Source organism: Streptomyces sp. NPDC030021 (assembly GCF_055574035.1).
In genome coordinates, this window is record NZ_JBVIAH010000006.1 from 92,331 (window position 1) to 110,013 (window position 17,683).

13 protein-coding genes and 1 pseudogene are annotated in these 17,683 nt (G+C 72.9%); 1 reads left to right on the top strand and 13 read right to left on the bottom strand.

Annotated elements, in window-relative coordinates:
- The first annotated feature begins 5 nt into the window (after positions 1 to 5).
- Positions 6 to 2,816: a helix-turn-helix transcriptional regulator gene (locus tag ACZ4YL_RS13675; protein ID WP_468116417.1), complete on the top strand. Its 2,811-nt coding sequence runs from the start codon at positions 6 to 8 to the stop codon at positions 2,814 to 2,816.
- On the opposite strand, the gene ACZ4YL_RS13680 is transcribed toward ACZ4YL_RS13675, so the two are convergent.
- The 13 genes and pseudogenes from ACZ4YL_RS13680 to ACZ4YL_RS13740 form a co-directional block, all read right to left on the bottom strand.
- Positions 2,768 to 3,313 carry a sigma-70 family RNA polymerase sigma factor gene (locus tag ACZ4YL_RS13680; protein WP_468116419.1) on the bottom strand — a complete coding sequence of 182 codons (546 nt, stop codon included), beginning with the start codon at positions 3,311 to 3,313 and terminating at the stop codon, positions 2,768 to 2,770. The two genes, ACZ4YL_RS13675 and ACZ4YL_RS13680, sit on opposite strands and share 49 nt — an antisense overlap.
- A 298-nt stretch (positions 3,314 to 3,611) precedes the next feature.
- Positions 3,612 to 5,054, bottom strand: coding sequence for a GuaB1 family IMP dehydrogenase-related protein (locus tag ACZ4YL_RS13685; protein WP_468116420.1), 1,443 nt, complete (start codon positions 5,052 to 5,054; stop codon positions 3,612 to 3,614).
- 145 nt (positions 5,055 to 5,199) lie between these two features.
- A complete protein-coding gene (locus ACZ4YL_RS13690; RefSeq protein ID WP_468116421.1) occupies positions 5,200 to 6,351 on the bottom strand; it encodes an XdhC family protein in 1,152 nt (383 codons plus the stop codon).
- Entirely contained in the window at positions 6,351 to 7,661 is a 1,311-nt protein-coding gene (locus tag ACZ4YL_RS13695) for an IS701 family transposase (protein ID WP_468116423.1), read from the bottom strand. The genes ACZ4YL_RS13690 and ACZ4YL_RS13695 overlap by 1 nt, the downstream gene beginning before the upstream one ends.
- Positions 7,662 to 7,733: 72 nt before the next feature.
- Positions 7,734 to 8,381 (bottom strand): TMEM175 family protein, encoded by a 648-nt coding sequence (locus ACZ4YL_RS13700; RefSeq protein ID WP_468116424.1) that lies wholly within the window; start codon positions 8,379 to 8,381, stop codon positions 7,734 to 7,736.
- Between the two features lie 114 nt (positions 8,382 to 8,495).
- Complete coding sequence (locus ACZ4YL_RS13705; protein WP_301372423.1) at positions 8,496 to 8,837, bottom strand: nuclear transport factor 2 family protein; 342 nt, start codon at positions 8,835 to 8,837, stop codon at positions 8,496 to 8,498.
- Between the two features lie 12 nt (positions 8,838 to 8,849).
- A complete protein-coding gene (locus tag ACZ4YL_RS13710) occupies positions 8,850 to 10,376 on the bottom strand; it encodes an ATP-binding protein (RefSeq protein WP_468116425.1) in 1,527 nt (508 codons plus the stop codon).
- On the bottom strand, positions 10,373 to 11,629 hold the full coding sequence (locus tag ACZ4YL_RS13715) for an MFS transporter (RefSeq protein ID WP_468116426.1): 1,257 nt from the start codon (positions 11,627 to 11,629) through the stop codon (positions 10,373 to 10,375). The genes ACZ4YL_RS13710 and ACZ4YL_RS13715 overlap by 4 nt, the downstream gene beginning before the upstream one ends.
- Positions 11,630 to 11,691: 62 nt before the next feature.
- Complete coding sequence (locus ACZ4YL_RS13720) at positions 11,692 to 12,525, bottom strand: FAD binding domain-containing protein (RefSeq protein ID WP_468116428.1); 834 nt, start codon at positions 12,523 to 12,525, stop codon at positions 11,692 to 11,694.
- Entirely contained in the window at positions 12,522 to 14,927 is a 2,406-nt protein-coding gene (locus tag ACZ4YL_RS13725; protein WP_468116430.1) for a xanthine dehydrogenase family protein molybdopterin-binding subunit, read from the bottom strand. Before ACZ4YL_RS13725 ends, ACZ4YL_RS13720 begins: the two co-directional genes overlap by 4 nt.
- Positions 14,928 to 14,932: 5 nt before the next feature.
- Complete coding sequence (locus tag ACZ4YL_RS13730) at positions 14,933 to 15,457, bottom strand: (2Fe-2S)-binding protein (protein WP_351157508.1); 525 nt, start codon at positions 15,455 to 15,457, stop codon at positions 14,933 to 14,935.
- A 2-nt stretch (positions 15,458 to 15,459) separates the two neighbouring features.
- Positions 15,460 to 16,101, bottom strand: a pseudogene (locus tag ACZ4YL_RS13735) (NADPH-dependent F420 reductase); the annotation flags it as partial.
- Positions 16,102 to 16,176: 75 nt separating this feature from the next.
- A complete protein-coding gene (locus ACZ4YL_RS13740; protein ID WP_468116431.1) occupies positions 16,177 to 17,661 on the bottom strand; it encodes an aldehyde dehydrogenase family protein in 1,485 nt (494 codons plus the stop codon).
- Between the last annotated feature and the right edge of the window lie 22 nt (positions 17,662 to 17,683).

Here is a 17,683-nt window from a genome sequence, read left to right on the forward strand (position 1 = left end):
CCGACGTGCGGGTCGGGCGAGAGCAGCAGCGTGACGAGTTACGGGACTGGGTGCGCGGGGGTGCGGAGGGCCGCGGAGGCCTGCTGATCGTGGAGGGCGAGCCCGGCGCGGGCCGCACCGACTTCGTGCGCGGCGCCCTGAGCGGGGCGGCGGCGCTCGGCTGCCGGGTGCGGTACGCGGCGGCCGACGCCCTCGGGGCGGAGCTGCCGCTGCGCGCCGCGCTGGACTGCCTGCACCCCGGGGGCCCGGACCGGGCGGCCGCCGTCGCACTGCTGCGGGAGGCCGAGGAGGCGGCGCGGCCGGGCGGTGCGCTGCTGGCCGCCATGGACCTGCTGACGGTCCGGGTCGAGGAGTGGTGCGCGCGGCGGCCGCTGCTGCTGGTGCTGGACGACGCGCACTGGGCGGACCCGGCCAGCCTGCTGCTGTGGCAGCGCCTGGCGGGCTGGGCGGTGGCGGGCCGGCTGCCGCTGCTGCTGGCGGTGACCCGGTGGGTGGTGCCGGGCAGGCCCGAGCTGGAGCCGCTCTGCGCGACGCCGGGCGGACGCACGCTCCGGCTGGAACCGCTGTCCGCGGCGGAGACGCACGACCTGGTCCGGGACCTGCTGGGGGCGGAGCCGGGCCCCCGGCTGCGGGAGGCGGTGCGCCAGTCGGGCGGCAACCCCCGGCTGCTGCGGGATCTGCTCGCGCAGTGGTCCGGGCTCCTGCGGACCGAGGGCGGCCGGGCGGAACTGCTGGTGGCGGAGGAGGAGTTGCCGCCGCCGTCCGCCTCGGTGACGCGAGGCCTGGACCGGCTGTCGGGGCCCGCGCGCGCCGCCCTGCGGCACGCGGCGCTGCTCGGTCCGGCCTTCACCGTCCGCGAGCTGGCCCTCGTACGGGGCAGGCTCGCCCGGGAGTTGCTCACGGAGCTGGCGGAGCCCCTGGCGGCCCGGCTGCTGGCGGACACCACCGGCGGGCGGCTGCGTTTTCGCCACCCGGCCCTGCGGCTGGCACTGTACGCCGAGACCCCCGAGGCCCTGCGCGCGGCCCTGCACCAGGACGCCGCCCGTGCCTTCGCCGAGGCGGGACTGCCCGCGGCCCGGACCGCGGAACAGCTGCTCGGCGGCGGCCTGCTGACGCCCTGGGCGGTGCGCTGGCTGGCGGACTCGGCCCCGGCGCTGATCGCGGGCGCCCCGGGCGCGGCGGCCGAGCTGCTGGAGCGGGCCATCGCACAGGGCGACCCGCGGGAGCGGGAGACCCGGGACGCGCTGGAGGAGCGGCTGGCGGACGCCGCGCTGCTGCTGCGCCGCCCCGAGTCGGTGGAGCTGCTGGCCGCCCTGCGGGCCCGGACCACCGACCCCGGCCGACGGGCTGCGGTCGACTTCAAGCTGGTCTCCGCCCTGATGATCCAGGGGGACATGGCCCGCTCCCTGGCGGTGACCGAGCGGGCGCTGGCACAGGAGTTCCCGTCCGTCGCCCTGCGGCTGCGCCTGGAGGCCTGCCGGGTACTGGCCCTGGCCGATCTGCACCGGGCGGAGGAGGCCCACGCGCTGGCCGGGCCGGTGGTGGCGGCCGCGCGGCGGCTGCGCGATCCGCTGTGCGGGGCGGAGGCCCACCACGCGGCGTCGTACGCGCTGTTCCACCTGGGGCGCGGCCGGGCCTCGCTGCGGCACGTGGCGGAGGGGATCGGGTGGGCGCGTCGGAGCCCGGAGGCCAACGACATGCGGTTGCTGCTGCTGGCGAACCAGGCGGAGGGGCACATGCGGTTCGACGAGCCGGAGGTCGTGGCCGCCGCGCTGGAGGAGGCGCGCGAGCTGGCTGCGGCGACCCGTTCGACCGGGCGGCTGGTGGTGACGGAGGCCCGGCTCGCCGAGTTCCACTACCGGCTCGGCGACTGGGACGGGGCCCTGGCCGGGGTGGCGCGGGCGGGCCGGCTGCCGGTCTCGGACGGCTGGCTGCCGGTGGTGGTGCACGGGCTGCGGACGCTGGTGCTGGGCCACCGGGACGAGCGGGAGGCGGCGCGGGCCGAGCTCGCGGACCTGCCCGCGGACGCCTTCGCCACGCCCACGGCCCGCCGCTACGCCTCCCACGTACTGCTCGCGCGGGCGCTGCTGGCGGAGCGGGACGGGCGGCCGGCCGACGCGCTGGGCGCGCTGCTGCCCGCGCTGGCGCAGGGTGTGGAGGAGGAGGTGGTGTACGAGCGCCCCTGGGTGCTGTCGGAGATCGTCCGGCTGGCGCTGGAGTGCGGGGAGAGTGCCACGGCCCGGGCGGCGGTGGAGTGCTGCGCGCGCTCGGCGCGGGCGCTGGCCGAGTATCCGGGGCCGGCGCTGGCCCTGCTGCGCTGCCGGGGTCTGTTCGCGCAGGATCCGGAGCTGCTGGAGCAGGCGGTGGTGCGCGGTGAGCGCGGCGGGTGGCCGCTGGTGCTGGGCCAGACCCTGGAGGACCTCGCGGTGGCGCGGGCCTGGCACGGGGATCTGGCGGGGGCGCGGTCGGCGCTGACGCGTGCGGTGGCGGTGTACGAGGGTCCGGGCGCCCGGTGGGACGTCGCGCGGGCCGATGCCCGGCTGCGGACCTTGGGGGTGCGCCGGGGCAGCCGGTCGGCGCGGCGCAGACCGGCCAGCGGCTGGGAGGCGCTGACCCCGGCCGAGCTGAAGGTGGCGCTGCTGGTGGCGCAGGGCCGGTCGAATCCGGAGATCGCGAGCGTGCTGTTCCTCTCGCCGAGGACGGTGCAGACGCATGTGTCGCACATCCTGGCGAAGCTGCAGGTCCGTTCGCGGGCGGCGGTGGCGGCTCAGGCGGCGGCGCGGCCGCCGGGCGCGGCGGGCCCGCCGGGTCCGTAGCCGGGCATGGCGGCGCGCAGGGCCCGTAAGGCGTAGTGGGTACGGGACTTCACGGTGCCGGCGGGCACCCCGAGCTCCGTGGCGGCCTCGCAGACGGAGGCGCCCCGGTAGTAGATCTGCACGAGCACGGCGCGGTGTTCGGGGCTCAGCAGTCGCAGGGCCCGGCGGACGTCGAGGGTGGCGACGGCCTGTTCGGTGTGGTCGTCGGCGGCCGGGGAGTGGTCGAGGGCGTCGGGCCCGACCTCGGCGGGCCGCACCAGGCGGGCCCGCCGGGCGTCGATGGCGAGGCGCCGGCCGACGGTGTAGAGCCAGGGCCGCATGGAGGCGTGGCCGCTCTCCAGGGCCTCGGGGTGGGTCCAGGCCCGGAAGAGGGTCTCCTGCAGGAGGTCCTCGGCGCGCTGGCGGTCGCCGAAGGTGAGGCCGAGGAGGAATCCGTAGAGGGCCTTGCCGTGCTCGCTGTGCAGCCGGGCGAGGGCGTGCGGGTCGGTTCCGGTCACGGGGTGCCCCTTCCAGGTCGGGTCACCTCAGCGTGACGGCCCGCTGCCCCGGAGTTATCCGCCGCTTGGCGTATCCGGACCCGTCCTGCGCCGAACGGTCCCCCGGCGCGCCGAACGGTCGCTCCGTCTTCCCGGGGCTCCGCCCCGGACCCCCGCGCCTCGTATCCAGCCCCGCCGGCGTTTGAGGCGCGGGGGTCTGGGGGCGGAGCCCCCAGCAGTGACTCCGGGCCCGCGGCCGGGTACGACCGTGGCCCCGGCCGTCCGGGAAGGGACGGCCGGGGCCACGGAAAGAGACGGCCTAGCTCCAGCTGGCGTGCAGCGGCTTGCCCTCGGCGTAACCGGCGGCGGACTGGATTCCGACCACGGCCTTCTCCTCGAACTCCGCGAGGGAGCCGGCACCGGCGTAGGTGCACGAGGAGCGGACGCCCGCGATGATCGAGTCGATCAGGTCCTCGACGCCCGGGCGGGCCGGGTCGAGGAACATGCGCGAGGTGGAGATGCCCTCCTCGAACAGGCCCTTGCGGGCCCGGTCGTAGGCCGACTCCTCGCTCGTGCGGTTCTGCACCGCGCGGGCGGAGGCCATGCCGAAGGACTCCTTGTAGAGGCGGCCGTCGGCGGACTGCTGGAGGTCGCCCGGGGACTCGTACGTACCGGCGAACCAGGAGCCGATCATCACGTTGGACGCGCCGGCGGCCAGCGCCATCGCCACGTCACGCGGGTGACGGACGCCGCCGTCGGCCCACACGTGCTTGCCGTACTTCTTCGCCTCGGCCGCGCACTCCAGCACCGCGGAGAACTGCGGGCGGCCCACGCCGGTCATCATGCGGGTGGTGCACATGGCGCCGGGGCCCACACCGACCTTGATGATGTCCGCGCCGGCGTCGATGAGGTCCTTGACGCCCTCGGCGGCGACGATGTTGCCCGCCACGATCGGGACCTGCGGGTCCAGGGCGCGGATGGCCTTGATCGCGCTGATCATCGACTCCTGGTGGCCGTGCGCCGTGTCGATGACGAGCGTGTCCACGCCCGCGTCGAGCAGCTGCTTGGCCTTGGCCACGAAGTCACCGTTGATGCCGACGGCGGCCGCGATGCGCAGCTTGCCGTTCGCGTCGGTGGCCGGGGTGTAGAGCGTCGCGCGCAGGGCGCCCTTGCGGGTGAGGATGCCGACGAGCTTGCCGTCCTTGTCGACGGCCGGGGCCATCTTGCGGTGGCCGGCGTCGAGCTGGTTGAAGGCCTCGCGGGCGTCCATGCCGGCGTCGATGAGCAGCAGCTCCTTCGACATGACCTCGGAGAGCTGGGTGAAGCGGTCGACACCGGTCAGGTCGTGGTCGGTGACGACGCCGACCGGGCGGCCCTCGGCGTCGACGACGACTCCGGCGCCGTGGGCGCGCTTGGGCAGCAGGGACAGCGCGTCGGCGACCGTCTGGGTGGGCGCCAGCGTGATCGGGGTGTCGAGCACGAGGTGGCGGGTCTTCACCCAGGAGATGACGTCGGTGACGATCTCGATCGGGATGTCCTGCGGGATGACGACGATTCCGCCGCGGCGGGCGACCGTCTCGGCCATCCGGCGGCCCGCGATGGCGGTCATGTTGGCCACGACGAGGGGAATGGTGGTGCCGGTTCCGTCGGGCGAGGACAGGTCGACACCCTGACGGGAACCGACCGCGGAGCGGCTCGGCACCATGAACACATCGTCGTACGTCAGGTCGTACGGCGGCTTCAGGTCATTGAGGAAACGCACGTGCTGAACATCCCAGTCGATCGAAGGATCCGTCTACGCCCCGGCAGGACAGCCGAGGAAACGCACGTACTTCATTCTCCCACGACCTGGCGTTCACGCCGCCCGGGCTGATCGTCCAGGACGGACCGGGCCGCATGGTCGTTTCCTACGGGACCTTGGTCCCGGCGGGCCGGGTCCGGCGGTGGACCGGGCCGCGCCGCCGGGCCAGCGGGAGCACCGATCCGCCGTGCCGGACGGCCGTGAACTCGGCGGCGATGGCCAGCGCGGTCTCCTCCGGGGTGGCGCCGCCGAGGTCGAGTCCGATGGGTGAGCGCAGGCGGGCCAGGGCGGAGTCCGTGACGCCCTGGGCCCGCAGCCGTCTCTCGCGTTCGGTGTGGGTGCGCCGCGATCCCATGGCCCCCACGTAGCCCAGGGGCAGCCGCAGGGCCAGTTCCAGCAGCGGTACGTCGAATTTGGCGTCGTGGGTGAGGACGCAGACCGCGGTACGGGAGTCCAGGCGGCCCGCGTCCCATTCGGCGGCCAGGTGCCGGTGCGGCCAGTCGACGACGACCTCGTCGGCGTCGGGGAAGCGGGCCCGGGTCGTGAAAACGGGCCGGGCGTCGCACACAGTGACCCGGTGGCCGAGGAAGGCGCCGATCCGGGCGAGGGCCGCGGCGAAGTCGATGGCCCCGTAGACGAGCAGCCGGGGCGGCTCGGCGGCCGATTCGACGAGGAGGGTCAGGGGCTGCCCGCAGAGCCCGCCGGCCGTGCCGAGCTCGGCGGTGCCGGTGCGCCCGGCCAGCAGCAGCGCCCGAACCTGCCGGGCGGCGGCCCGGTCCAGGTCGGGGCCGCCGGCGAGCCCGCCCTCGTAGGTGCCGTCGGCGTGCACGGCGAGGGCCCGGCCCAGCTGGGGCGGCGGTCCGGAGACCACCCGGGCGAGCGCGGCCCGGGTGCCGTCGGCGGCGGCGTCGAGCACCGAGCCGAGCACGGGCCGGACCGGGTCGAGCCCGCGCACCGGGGTGACCAGGACGTCGAGGACTCCGCCGCAGGTCAAACCCACGGCGAAGGCGTCGTCGTCGCTGTAGCCGAAGCGGTGCAGGCCGCCTTCGCCGGAGGCGATGGCGTCGAGGCACAGCTCGTGCACGGCGGATTCCACGCAGCCTCCGGAGATGGAGCCGAGCGCGGTGCCCTTGTCGTCGACGGCGAGGGAGGCGCCGGGGCCGCGGGGAGCGCTCCCACTGACGGCGACGACGGTGGCGAGTGCGAACTCCCGCTGCGCGGCGCACCACGCGCGTAGCTCGTCGGCTATGTCGAGCATCAGCGGATGTACTCGCGGCGCGGGGTCTGTCCGGGCAGGTGCGGGCGCGGCGGCAGGACGGCCGGGGTCGCCGGCCGGGCTGTGGCCTGTCTGGGCGGTGCGGCGGTCGCGGCGGCCGACCGGGTGGGTCCGGGGTATCCGTCGGGTATCGGCGGGCGCGCGCCGAGCAGTTTCGCGGCGTGGGCCACGCTGGCGAGGGTGGCGTGGTGGTGCCAGCCCCGGAAGGAGCGGCCCTCGAAGTCCCGGATGCCCGCGGGTTCGCAGGTCTCGGCGAAGTCGAGGGAGACGCGGTCGGTGAGTTTGGCGAGCAGGAAGAGCTGGGCGAGCGGCCGGTCTCCGATGTTGGTGATCCAGAACTCGGAGGGCAGCAGGGCGGTTTCGGTCCAGGCTCCGACCAGCAGCAGCGGGGTGGGCGGCGCGGGCACGGGGCGGTCCTCGCAGGGGGTGGCGAAGATCGAGGCCGAGGTCAGCAGGGTCACCGCGCCCTCGGCGCGGCCGTGCCGGGTCCATTCGACGACGCGGCGCTGGGAGCGCAGGGAGTCGATGAGTTCGCGGGCGGGGGCGGTGTGCGGGCCGGGCTTGTACCGGCCGGCGCCACCGAAGGAGACGGGCAGTGAGCCGTCGACCTTGAAGACGAAGGGGATGTCCTGGAGGGTGAAGGACTCGATGCTCTGGGGGAGATCGCAGTTGGCGACCTCCATCACCACGGGCCGGCGCTGGAGTTGCCAGCTGGCGGCCATCCGCTGGACGGCGTGTACGGCGTCCTGGGCGGGGGTGAGGGAGCGGGCCGTGTCGGGGATGCCGGCCCGGCGGCGGCGCAGGAGTTCGCTGGTCCAGGGCCCGGGGAGGGTGAGGGTCCATTCGACGGGGAAGCTGGCCTCGCTGGAGGCGAGCCAGATCCCGCTCGCCTGCTGGCAGTTGGCGGTGCGGCCGAGCTGGGGGACGAACTGCCGGCCGACGCCGACGGAGCGGTCCCCCGCCTTCTCTATGACCATGGGCTGGAGCACCCAGGCCAGGGGGCGCTGTGCGGTGCGTTCGAGGTGCTGGGCGAGGGAGCGGCGGACCGGGGTCCAGTCCCAGGGGGACTTGCTGATGAACTGCTGGAGGCTCTGCTCGACGGAACTGGCCCCTGTTCCGGCGATGTTACGAATTGTTTTCTTCCCGGCGGTCCGCACCAGACCGTTCAGATAAACGCGGGCCCAGTTTCGCTGGTCCCGCCGGGGTAATGATTCGAAGAGAAGAGAGATCAGGACGTCGATCAATTCGGAGATTTCCGTCGTGGAATCCTCCGGCAGGACTACGCGAGCCATCTGGGCCTCCCCCGCGACCAGCTAGATCCAATACCCTACTTGACCGTGCAGAACGGCCGTAGGCCCCGGCGGCTACTTCCTGAGGTCGCTGGCAGATTCGAGCCGCTCTTCCTCTACCACGAGGGGGATGGGGATCTGGTTCGCCGCATAGTAGATCGCGATCAGGAAGTGGGCGACAAGTGTGAGTGGTGCGGAGTAGAAGGCCAGCAGGACGGTGGTGGGGTACGCGATGGCCCCGAGGCCGAAGCGCACCCGAGTGGCGCGTGCGCCCTCCTTGTCCACCCGCTCGTGGAAGAGGTGGCCGACCCGGGTGACGTACCACCAGAAGGCCAGGAACGCCAGGGCGTAGGCCACGGTGACGCCGCTGTAGAGCACGGCGGCGGCGTTGGCGGAGCCGCCTTCCTCCATGAGGTGCTCGGCGAGGACATTGGTGGTGTACGGGACCACCGATACCACCATCAGCACCAGGAGATTCAGGAACAACAGGGGGCGGTCCACCCTCCTGAGATGACTGAAGATGGTGTGGTGGTTCACCCACATCACGCCGATGATGAGGAAACTCACGACGTAGGCGGCGTAATGGGGCCACTGTTCCCGGACTCCGTGCCAGAAGTCCGAGCCGGTTTCTTCCGGAACCTTTAATTCCAGAACGAGGATCGTGATGATGACGGCGAATACACCGTCACTGAATGCCTCGATCCGCCCGGTTTCGTTTTCCATTGCCTCCCCTTTGCCACTTCTTTCATGTGAGCGGCCCGCGCGCACGCGCTATGCCACACATACGGGGAGGGCGCTGCGGCGCCCTCCCCGCACACGCTACCCAGATTCCGGCCGTCAGCTGCCGAATCCGGCTGTCTGGCGCCAGATTCGGCCATCGCGGACGACAAGTGTCCCGAACGCGTGCTCCGGTTCACCGTTCAGGTTCATGATCGCCCGGTAGAAGATGGTGTCTTCGGTCTCGATATACTCCTGGAGTTCCACGAGCGAGGGCTTCACCGTCAGATAGCCGGTGAACGTCTCGCGAACGGCTTCGATCCCCACCGAGGCCCCTTCGAAGCGCAGCAGCACGGCGTCGTCGGTGTAGTTCTTCATCACCGCCTCGATGTCCAGGGCGGCCAGCGCCTCCATCTGGCGGACGAACACCGGGTGCAGCTTGGAGATGTCGTACTTGGCCATGTCGACTCCGTTTCAACTGGGAGAGGTGCCCACGATGGGTGCCGTTTCGGGTGTTGTCGCAGGTGAGGCGCAGGACTGGGTGCTGCCGGCGAAGGGCAGCCGGACGACCATCCGGGTCTCACCGGGACGCGAGCGGGCGGTGATCGACCCGTGGTGGCGCTGGGTCACGATGCGGTAGCTGAGGTGCAGCCCCAGTCCGGTGCCCTTGCCCACGTCCTTGGTGGTGTAGAAGGGTTCGAAGATCCGCGGCAGGGATTCGGCCGGGATGCCGCGGCCGGTGTCGGCGATCTCGACGACCATGCAGACGCCTTCGGCGCGGGCGCGCAGCGTCAGTACGCCGGCGCCCTCCATGGCCTCGGCCGCGTTGTCGACCAGATTGGTCCACACCTGATTCAACTCACTGGGATAGCCCGTCAGTTCGGGCAGGCCGGGCTCGTACTCACGCACGATGCTGATGCCGGCGAGCTTGGCACGCAGGACGACCAGCGTGTTCTCCAGTCCGTCGGTCACCGGGAAGCGCTGTTCGGGCGCCCGGTCGAGGTTGGCGTAATCCCGGGTGGCGGAGACGAGCTGGGAGATCCTGGGACCCGCGGCCCGGAGCTCCGCCGCGAGCGAGCGGATCTCCAGCAGCGCCGCCAGGTGGTCCAGGGCCGGGGCGAGGGCCGGCTCCCCCACGCCCTCCAGCCGCTCCAGCAGCCAGCCCAGCTCCAGTCCGAGGTCCGCGACCCCGGATCCGAGCAGGCCGGGCCGTTCGGTGCCCGCCTCCTCGGCCCAGTCGGCGATCTCCTCCTCGGCGTCGGCCTGGGCGAACGGGTCGGTGGTCACCGGCGGCGGCAGCTTGTCCAGTTCGTCGGCGAGCCGGTCGAGGAGCGCGCGCTCCGCGCCCGAGGCGGCCGCGCCCCAGGCCTGGGCGGTACGGGTGAGCCGGTCCAGGGCGGGGGCCAGTTCCTGTGCGGCCCGGGCCACGGCCGCCGCCGGGTTGTTCAGCTCGTGGGCGAGCCCGGCGGCCAGGGTGCCGAGCGCCTCCACGGTGGCCCGCTTGCGCGCTTGCACCTCGGAGGACTTGATGCGCCACGCCAGTACGGGGATCAGTACGGCGGCCACCCCGTGGCAGCGGGTCAGCATCTCGAAGAAGACCGGCTTCGGGTAGGCCACCACCGTGGTCGAGGGACCGCTGGCGGCCGCGGTGGCCACGTAGGAGCCCTCGGTCAGCAGGGGCAGTTCGCCGGTGAACCGGTGGGCGGCGGACGGCTTGCCGTCGTGCTCCTCGGCGGCGGCGCTCTCCTCCTCGGTGGAGTGGCGGGTGAGCACCTCCTCCCGGCCGTCGACGACCTTGGTGACGACCAGCCCGCCCGAGAGCAGGACGTGGAAGCCGGTGGCCTCCTCGCCGTCCCGGAAGAGGACGTCGCCGTCGGCCAGGATCCGGGGCTCGGACACCGAGACCAGCCAGTCCAGCTGCTCCTCGGTGATCCCGGCGAAGATCTCCAGCTCGCGCAGGGCCGACCGCAGCTCCGGGCCCTTCATGTCCGCCGCGTTCACGCCGCACTCCCCTCGGCCCGGGTACGGGCGGCCAGTCGCAGGGTGGCCAGCAGGGCCAGCGCGCACACGCCGGCCACCGCGGCCATGAAGCCGACCGAGGTGCGGTGCAGCCCGTGGATGTTGGTGAGCATCCCGGCGAGGACCGCCGGAACGCTCATCGCGAGGTACGCGAAAACGTATACGGCGGCGGTCAGTTCACCGCGGTGCGCCGGCTGCGCGAGCGTGCTCAGCGCGCGGAAGGAACCGAGGAACGCGGCGCCCCAGCCGCTGCCCAGGACGGCCGTGGCCACGAGGAACACGGCGGCCGAGCGCATCCCCAGCGCGACCAGCACCAGGCCGAGTCCGGCGAGGAGGCCGAACAGGCCGAGCACGGCGGTGCGCAGCGCCTCCGTGCGGCCGAGCATCAGCTGGGCGGCGGTGGCGGCGCCCGCGAGCAGGGCGACCGTGGCCCCGCCGACCAGGTAGTTGGTGGACTCCAGCAGCGACAGCGCCAGGTGCGGGCCGAGGGAGAGGTAGAAGCCGCCCACCGACCAGACCGCGACGATGGTCAGGACGAGGACGGTGAAGCGGCCCCGGGCGTCCGCCGGTATGCGGATCCGGTGCGGGACCACCCGGAAGCGGCCGCCGGCGCCCGGTGCGCTCTCCCGCATCCGGACCACCCCCACCAGGGTCACGGCGAAGGCCCCGACCAGCAGCAGGTAGCTCAGCACGGTCGGGGCGGGCGCGAACTGGACGAGGAGCCCGGCCCCGATCCCGCCGAGCCCGATGCCCACGGTGGGCCCGGCGCTGTTGACCTGGGCGCCGAGCGCGGGCCTGGACGCGGGGCTGAGTTCCAGCAGGGCCGCGCCCATCGCCCCGGTGGCCAGGCCCACGGCGAGCCCCTGGACGGCGCGGGCGGCCAGCAGCAGTCCGAGCCCCTGGGCCCCGGCGAACAGGGCCATCGAGACCATGGCCAGGATCAGTGCGCCGCCCAGCACCGGGCGCCGGCCCAGGGTGTCGGAGAGGGAGCCGAACAGCAGGAGCCCGGCCAGCACGGTGACCGCGTACAGGGCGAAGACCACCGTGATCGTGCCGGAGGAGAGCCCCCACCGCTGCTGGTAGAGCACGTAGAGGGCGGAGGGCACGGAGGAGGAGAGCATCAGCAGGACGAGGACCGCTCCCACCACCCAGAAGCCGGAGCCTCTGGGCGCACTGGCCGCGTGGGCGGCTGGGTGCACGGTTACCCCCGTGGTCGTCTCGGATGTGTCGGCCACTGCGTCACTCAACTCCCCCGTGATGGGGCCCGTGCCGGGCCCCGTGGTGTGCCCGTCTCGGGCTATCGGTCGAGAGCCTGCTCGGCCCTCTGCAAGGCTCGGGCCGTGAGGACCCCCACGAGATGACCGAGGTATTCGGCCGAGGTGCCGCGCCCGGGGACGAAGAGCTCCCTGGGTTCGGCACGGAAGGCCGCGAGCACGGTCTCCGTGCCGTACGGTCCCCCGCGCAGCCGGTCCTCGACCCCGCGCAGCCGCAGTGCGCGGGAGGTGGCCCCGGTGACGGCGATGCGCGGCCCGCCGGGGGTGATCCGTACGGCTGTGGCGCACACCGGGTAGCGGGTGGCGCGGTCGGCGGTCTTCTCGAAGGCGGCGGCCGGGCCGGCGGCCGGCACCACCAGGGCGGTGAGGACGGTACCGGCGGGCGCGCTGCCGGCGGCGAACTCCTCGGCCGCCAGGGTGGACCGCCCGCCGGGGCCGGCCAGTTCGACCACGGCGTCGGCGGCCATGGCGGCGACCGGCAGGTCGGTGGCCCGCCCGGTGGCGGCGAGGTTGCCGCCGACGGTGCCGAGGTTGCGGACCTGGGGGTCGCCGTTGGCGCGGGCCGCGGCGGCCAGTTCCGGGGCCTCGGCGAGCACCAGCGGATCGGCGGCGAGCTCGGCGAGCGTGGTGAGGGCCCCGATCCGCAGCCGGGTGCCGTCGGGAGTGCGCGTGACGCCGCGCAGCTCCTCCAGCCGCCGGATGTCGACCAGGAGCGCGGCCCGGTCGGATCCCGCGCGCAGGTCGGGCAGCAGGCTCTGGCCTCCGGCCAGGATCCGGGCGCCGCGCGTCCCGGACAGCAGGGTGAGCGCCTCGTCGAGGCCGGCGGGCCGGACGTAGTCGAACTCGGTGAGGATCACTGGGCTTCCCCTCTCAGGCGGCGCCAGACCTTCTCGGGGGTGAGGGGCATGTCGATGTGCTGGACGCCCAGGTCGGACAGGGCGTCGACGACGGCGTTGACGACGGCCGCGGCGGGCGGGACGGTGGCGATCTCGCCGGCGCCCTTGGCGCCGAGCGGGTTGTGCGGGCTGGGCGTGACGGTCTTGTCGAGCGTGAAGAACGGCACGTCGGCGGCGCGCGGCAGGGCGTACGTGGTCAGGTCGGAGCTGATGAGCAGGCCCTGTTCGTCGTAGACGGCGGCCTCCATCAGGGCCTGGCCGAGGCCGTGCGTGATGCTGCCCTCGATCTGGCCGAGGACGATCTTGGGGTTGCCGATGTGGCCGGCGTCGTCGACGGCGGTGTAGGACACCACCTCGGTCTCGCCGGTCAGTTCGTCGATCTCGACGACCGCCACGTGCGTGCCGAAGGGGTAGTTGAAGTCCGGCGGGTCGAAGTGGGTGGTCTCGTCGAGGGCGGGTTCGATCTCCGCGGGCAGCCCCCAGCCGTACCACATGGACATCGCCAGCTCGGCGAAGGTCTTGGTGTTCTGCTCGTTGCCCTCTTCGTAGACGCGGCCGCCCTCGTAGACGACCTTGTCCTCGGGGACCCCCAGGAAGACGGCGCCGGCCCGGATCAGCTTGCTCTTGATCTTGCGGGCGGTGAGGGCGACGGCGGGCGCGGCCATGCTGTAGGAGCGGGAACCGTAGGTGCCCTGCCCGTACGGGGCCTTCTGCGTGTCGCCCTCCAGGACCTGGACGGTGTCCGGGTCGATGCCGAGCTCGTCGGCGGCGACCTGGGCGAAGACCGTGCCGTGGCTCTGGCCGGTGGAGGCGGAACCGACGATGACGGTGACCTCGCCGGTCGGGTGGACGCGGATGTTCGCGCTCTCCCAGGTGCCGCCGAGCATCCCCTCCTGGGACATCCGGGTGGAGGGGCCGACCCCGCAGATCGCGACGTAGGTGGCGAGGCCGACGCCGAGCCGCTTGCCGCGGGTGCGGGCCTCGGCCTTGCGGGCGGGCATGTCGGCATAGCCCGACAGCTCGACGGCCTTGTCGAAGTTCAGCTGGTAGTTCCCGGAGTCGTAGGTCCAGCCGAGGCCGTTGTCGTACGGGAACTTCTCCTTCGGCACCAGGTTCTTGCGGCGGACGGCCGCCGGGTCCATGCCGATCTCGGAGGCGTACCGGTCGACGAGGCGCTCCATGAGGAAGGCGGCCTCGGCGCGTCCGCTGCCGCGCTGGGCGCCGAGCGAGACGGTGTTGGTGAAGGCGGCGTAGACCTCGCAGAAGGCGGCGTCGATGTCGTACATGCCGCTGATGGAGCGGCCCATCAGGGCGGTGGCGACACCGGGGCCGATGGTGGAGGGGTACGCGCCGAGGTTGGCGTAGCTGGTGCAGCGCACGGCGGTGATCCGGCCGTCGCGGGTGCCGGCGAGGGTGACGTGCTGGCGGTGGTCGCGGCCCTGGACGGTGGAGTTCATCAGTCCGGTGCGGGTGTCCACCCACTTCACGGGCCGGCCGAGCGCCCTGGAGAGCAGCAGGACCAACGGCATGTCGGGGTACAGGTACCCCTTGGTGCCGAAGCTGCCGCCGACGGTCGGGGCGATTACCCGGAGCTTGTTGAAGGGGATGCCGAGGACCAGCGCCGAGAGCAGGAAGCGGTGGTTGTGCGGGCCCTGCGTGGTGGCGTAGAGCGTGTACTCGCCGGTGGCGGTGTTGTAGTCGCCGACCGCGCCGCGGGGCTCGATGGGGCTGTTGATGGTGCGCTGGTTGACCAGGTCGAGCTCGACGGTGACCTCGGCCTCGGCGATGGCCGCGTCGGTGCGGTCCTTGTCGCCGCAGGTCCAGTACGCGTTCAGGTTGCCCGGGACGGCCTCGTGCAGCTGCGGCGCGCCCTCGGCGAGCGCCTCGTCGGCGCGGGTGACCACGGGCAGCGGCTCGTACTCGACGGCGATGGCGGCGAGTGCCGCGGTGGCCTGGCGCGGGGTCTCGGCGACGACCACGGCGATGGGGTCGCCCACGTGCCGCACGGTGTCGCCGGTGAGGACCGGGCGGGCGCCGGGAAGTCCGTAGGGGTGGGGCGGGAAGTGGCTCTCGACGCCGCCGGGGATCCAGATGCAGGGCAGCGGCATGACGTCGGTGAAGTCGGCGGCGGTGGCCACCTTGAGCACGCCGGGCAGCTGCTCGGCGGCCTTGGTCTCGATGGAGAGGATCTTCGCGTGCGCCACCGGGCTGCCCAGGATGGCCATGTGGGCGGTGCCCGGCAGGTCGATGTCCGCCACGTACGTGGCCTCGCCGCGCAGCAGCTGCGGATCCTCGCGGCTGTCCAGCGGCTGTCCGAGGACGCCGTTCCCCGTGGCCGGGGCCTCCCCCGTCACTGCGGTCATGTCCCTCACACCTCCTGTCCGGCAGCGGTGGACGCGGCGACGGCGGCGGGCTCGGAAACACCGGAGGGCGCCTCGGCGCGGGCGGCCGCGCAGGCGCGCTGCACGCCCCGTACGACGCTGTGGTAGCCGGTGCAGCGGCAGAGGTTGCCGGTGAGCCACTCGCGGATCTCGGGTTCGGTGGGGGCCTCGCCGCCGGCGGTGGAGTCGACGAGTTCGCCGAGGGCCATGACCATGCCGGGGGTGCAGAAGCCGCACTGGGTGCCGTGCTCCTGGCGCAGTGCCTCCTGGAGGCCGGACAGTTCACCGCCGCGGGTGGTCTCGCCCTCGATGGTGGCCACCTCGCCGCCGGCGGCGGAGACGGTCAGGACCAGGCAGCTCTTGACGGACCTGCCGTCGAGGCGGACGACGCAGGTGCCGCACTGGCCGGTGTCGCAGCCGACCTTGGTGCCGGTCAGCCCGAGGCCGTCGCGGAGCCGTTCCACGAGCAGTTCGTTCGGCGGCGCCGAGAACTGCTCGGGTCTTCCGTTCACACTCAGTGTGATATCCATGCCAGCGCCTGCGCTTCCGTGAGCGGCCGGTTGAAAAGGGGCCCGCCGGGCTGTTGGAGAATTCCTCCGGAGTGCAACGGGCCGGTGTCCACGGGTGCGAATCCCAGATCCGTGATGATTCCCGCGACGATTTCCTTCGCTTTCACGTCGTCGCCCGCGGTGAAATGCGCCAGGCGTTCTCCGGGGGCGGTTCCGGCGACGGCGAGGGTTTCGAAATGCATGGTGTTCAGGGATTTGACGACCTGGGCGTCGGGGTACCACTCGGCGACCAGGTCGCTGGAGCCGCGCCCGCCGAGGTCGGCGGGGGTGCCGGGGCCGCCGAACGCGTTCGTGGCGTCCACCAGCACCTTGTCCTGCACGGCGTAGGGCGGGAGCAGCCCGCGGACGCGTTCGAAGGGCACCATCAGCACCAGGAGTTCGGCCCGGTCGGCGGCCTCGGCGGGGTGCGCCGCCGAGGCCGCCCGTCCCAGCTCGGCCACGAGCGGGCCGAGGGTCTGCGGGCCCCGGGCGTTGGCGAGGACGACCTGGTGGCCTGCCGCCACGAGGATCCTGGCCAGGGTCGAGCCGATCCGCCCGGTGCCGATGATGCCTGTCCGCATTGCCGCTCCTCGGGAATGGGTTCTCGTTCGTGGGTCTCGTTCGCGGTCTCGTTCGCGGTCCCGGTCGCGGTCCCGGTCCCCGTCGCGGACTCGGTCGCGCTCTCAGTCCATGCCGATCCAGACCGACTTGGTCTGGGTGTAGCTCTCCAGCGACTCGGGGCCGCACTCGCGGCCGTAGCCGGAGGCCTTGTAGCCGCCGTAGGGCACGGCGGGGTCGTACTGGTTGTAGCAATTGACCCAGACCGTGCCGGCCTTGATCTGCGAGGCGACCCGGTGGGCGCGCCGCAGGTCCTTGGTGTGGACGCCGGCGGCGAGGCCGTACGCACTGTCGTTGGCGATGCGCACGGCGTCCTCCTCGGTGTCGAAGGGGATGATCGACAGAACCGGGCCGAAGATCTCCTCCTGGGCGATCCGCATGCCGTTGTCGACGCCGGTGAAGATGGTCGGCAGGAAGTACAGGCCCTGACTGGAGGCGCCCTCGGGGGTCCAGCCGCTGCCGCCGGTGCGCAGGATCGCGCCTTCCTTCTCGCCGACCTCGATGTACGAGCTGACCTTGTCGAACTGTCCGCGGTGGGCCAGCGGTCCGAAGAGGGTGGCCGGGTCGCGCGGGTCCCCGGGCTTGAGTTCGGCGGCCCGGCGGACCAGGCGTTCGACCATCTCGTCGTGGATGGGGCGCTGCAGCAGCAGCCGGGAGCCGGCGGTGCAGATCTCGCCCTTGTTGTAGTAGATGCCGAAGAAGGCGAGTTCCTCGGCGGCGTCGAGGTCGGCGTCGGCGAAGACGATGTTGGCGGACTTGCCGCCGAGCTCCATCGTCACCTTCTTGAGGGTGCCGGCCGCCTTGCGGATGATCGTCTGACCGACCGATGTGGACCCGGTGAAGGCGATCTTGTCGATGTCGGGGTGGCCGGTGAGGGTCTCCCCCAGTTCCACGCCCGGACCGGTGATGACGTTCAGCACCCCGTCGGGGATCTCCGCCTCCTGGAAGAGCTCGGCGATCTTCAGGGCGGTCAGCGGGGTGGCCGGGGAGGGCTTGTGGACCACCGTGTTGCCCGCCGCGAGGGCCGGTGCGATCTTCGTCATCGACAGCAGCAGCGGGAAGTTGAACGGGGTGATGGCGCAGACCACGCCCAGCGGTTCGCGCAGGGTGTAGGCGAGCTGGCCGCCGGCCGGGGCGCGCGAGGAGCCGTCGACGCGGGTCACGGCCCCGGCGTAGTAGTGCATGAGCTGGGCGGCCATGGGGGCGTCGACCGTGCTGGAGAACGCGAACGGCTTGCCCATGTCCACGGTCTCCAGCAGGGCGATCTCCTCCAGGTCGCGCTCGATGAGCTCACCGACCCGGTTCAGCCGCAGCGCGCGCTCCTGGGCGGACAGTCTGCTCCAGGGGCCTTCCTCGTACGCCGTGCGGGCGGCGGCGACGGCCGCGTCCGCGTCGGCGGCGGCGGCCTGGGCCACCGGTACGATCTCCTGCCCGTCCACGGGGCTGATGTCCGGTTCGGTACGGCCGTCCTGGGCCGGGACCCAGGCGCCGCCGATGAACAGTTTCCCGGGGTTGGCGAGGGGCTGGCCGCTCAGCTCACGCTTGGTCATGGCTGCCTTCCGGTTTCGGGTG

Coding starts and splice junctions, on each gene's coding strand:
- ACZ4YL_RS13690 (WP_468116421.1), bottom strand. CDS start 6,351: ATGCTCGACATAGCCGACGAGCTACGCGCGTGGTGCGCCGCGCAGCGG.
- ACZ4YL_RS13695 (WP_468116423.1), bottom strand. CDS start 7,661: ATGGCTCGCGTAGTCCTGCCGGAGGATTCCACGACGGAAATCTCCGAA.
- ACZ4YL_RS13700 (WP_468116424.1), bottom strand. CDS start 8,381: ATGGAAAACGAAACCGGGCGGATCGAGGCATTCAGTGACGGTGTATTC.
- ACZ4YL_RS13705 (WP_301372423.1), bottom strand. CDS start 8,837: ATGGCCAAGTACGACATCTCCAAGCTGCACCCGGTGTTCGTCCGCCAG.
- ACZ4YL_RS13725 (WP_468116430.1), bottom strand. CDS start 14,927: ATGACCGCAGTGACGGGGGAGGCCCCGGCCACGGGGAACGGCGTCCTC.
- ACZ4YL_RS13740 (WP_468116431.1), bottom strand. CDS start 17,661: ATGACCAAGCGTGAGCTGAGCGGCCAGCCCCTCGCCAACCCCGGGAAA.